2 protein-coding genes are annotated in these 2,376 nt (G+C 33.4%); both read right to left on the reverse strand.

Annotated elements, in window-relative coordinates; translation table 11 throughout:
- The coding region (locus tag U9Q18_02065) for a restriction endonuclease subunit S (GenBank protein MEA3313144.1) at positions 1-328 on the reverse strand (328 nt) is incomplete at its 3' end.
- Between the two features lies 1 nt (position 329).
- A partial coding sequence (locus U9Q18_02070; protein MEA3313145.1) for a type I restriction-modification enzyme R subunit C-terminal domain-containing protein occupies positions 330-2,376 on the reverse strand: 2,047 nt, incomplete at its 5' end.

The raw sequence follows: 2,376 nt of genomic DNA on the forward strand, positions 1-2,376 counted from the left end.
CACAAATATCAACTGCTGTTATATATTTTTGACTATTATTTAGTGGGAAAATGCAAGCTCTCCCTAAAGGTTCTGGTAACCTTGCAACTAAAATATCTTGTTTTTTAAGGTATGTACATCCTAACTCAACTGACTTTTCTTTTGTTAGATACCGATTTGATCTGTCCTTGAATATCCCATCCCCAATATCTGCTAACTGTATTAGCCTTACTTTACCTTTTGGGTTCTGATCTTTTGATTCAATCCAATCCCCATCTACAAAAATACCTTCGTTAGAAATAAGATCATTAATTTTTGTATATGTCCAATTATTTGGAAGTAAATTCATTCTATGCTACCAACACCTCATTTAATTCACTAATTATCTTATCATAATCTTCACCAAACACTTGATAGAATTTACCTATTCCACCAAGTGCATCAAAAGGGGTAAAATTAAAATTGTCCTGCGTTATTTTCATAGAAGTCATAATATGGTCTTTTATCATCCTTAGCCACTCCATCTGCTCTTCGGTAAATTGTATATGTCCTGCATTTTTTCTGAATACCCAATCCTTAAAATTCCGATTAACAATTTCAGAAAAAGGAGCCAATTCTTTATCGATTTTAAGTTCATATCTAATGAGTGAAACAATATCAGTCAGCATTCTTTTTGTACTTATTCCCTTTACTCTATTATTACCAAGCTGATAATAAGCTCCCCACAGTTTTTCTACAGTTAAGAAATACGGAGGTGATTTTAAAACTGAATAAAGTTCGTTTATCATCTTAAAGGTAATTTCTTTTATTCTTTGAGGTTGGCTGTAAAATATTTTCAATGCAGTAATTTCATCTTTGTTCTTTCTTATAAACTCCCGAAAAGTTTCTATTGTATCTTGCGCCTGATTTTGTGTCTGTTTATCCCAATCGGCATTTATAACCGTATCAATATTTACTGTATCAATTATTTGTTCGTGTTTTTTCCTAACAACTTCAATGTATTCTCTAATATCAGGATTATTAAAAATATCGCAGGCCTTATCTAAAAATTCTTTCTTAGTGCTTTCAATCTGCTCTTTTGTTAATTTTTCTATTCTTTCTCCTTCAAATTTTTCTTTTAAATTCTGACTGATAAAATCCGGATCATTTGCATTAAGCAAATTTTTCACTACTTCTTTTATGGATACCCCTGAAGAAATCTCTTCAAATTTTTCTTTTTCTTTTTCGGATAAAGCTTTATCTATCCTGGTTAATCTATTTGCAGTTGATATTAAAATATCTTCTTCCCTGCTGCCCATTGCGATGTTCATCATCAGGTCTTTTAAGGGAATTGAGGGTTTTCGTTCAAGCGGCCGGCTATCCGTTTTTAATGATTTACATACTCCGACTGCATCCACTATCACATAATGCGTTTTATTTTCGGAAGCGGAAGGCGTCACTTTTCTTAAATCATCTTTTGGAAGCGTCCTGGTACCCCTTCCCTTCATCTGTTCAAAATAATTCTTTGATTTTACATCACGCATAAATATTATACATTCTATCGGTTTTACATCCGTACCGGTAGCTATCATATCGACAGTAACAGATATTCTTGGGTAATAGTCATTACGGAATGAAGCAAGGATAGATTTCGGATCTTCAAGGGATTTATAGGTAATCTTCTTGCAAAACTCATTACTTTCAGCAAATTCCTCTCTTACAATTTGAATAATATCGTCTGCGTGACTGTCAGATTTGGCAAAAATCAAGGTCTTTGGAACTTCTTTCCTGTTGGGAAATATTTCTGTTAAAAGCTTGTTTTTAAAAGTCTTGATGATATTTCTTATTTGGCTGGGATTAACTACACTTCTATCCAAATCATTTCCAAAATATTGGAACTCTTCGTCTAATTGCTCCCAGCGTTCTTCTCTGGTCAGTTTATTTCGAATATCAATAAATTCTTTTGCTTTTATTTTACTTCCTTGTTGAGTAATCTCCGTTTCTATGACATAGGTATCGTATCCCACGTTCACTCCATCTACTACTGCCTGCTCATGAGAGTATTCACTGACTACATTTTCATGAAAGAAAGCGAAAGTCCTCTTATCGGGGGTAGCAGTAAGTCCTATGTGAAAGGCATCAAAATATTCAATCACTTGCCGCCATAGATTATATATCGAACGGTGACATTCATCTATCACAATAAAATCAAAAAATTCGGGTGGATATTTTTTATTGTAAACAACATCTTTTGGCGGTCCACCCAGTTTCATTTCATATAACGAGCTTTCCTCTAGACTTTCATCAAGTTCTTTATCTTTTAAAATTGAATACATCCTTTGAATAGTACTGATGCAGACTTGACTGTCTTTTGAAATGTATCTTGAATTTAAACGCTGAACATTGTAGAGCTCAGCA

The organism is Caldisericota bacterium (assembly GCA_034717215.1).
Taxonomy (GTDB): Bacteria; Caldisericota; Caldisericia; order Caldisericales; family Caldisericaceae; genus UBA646.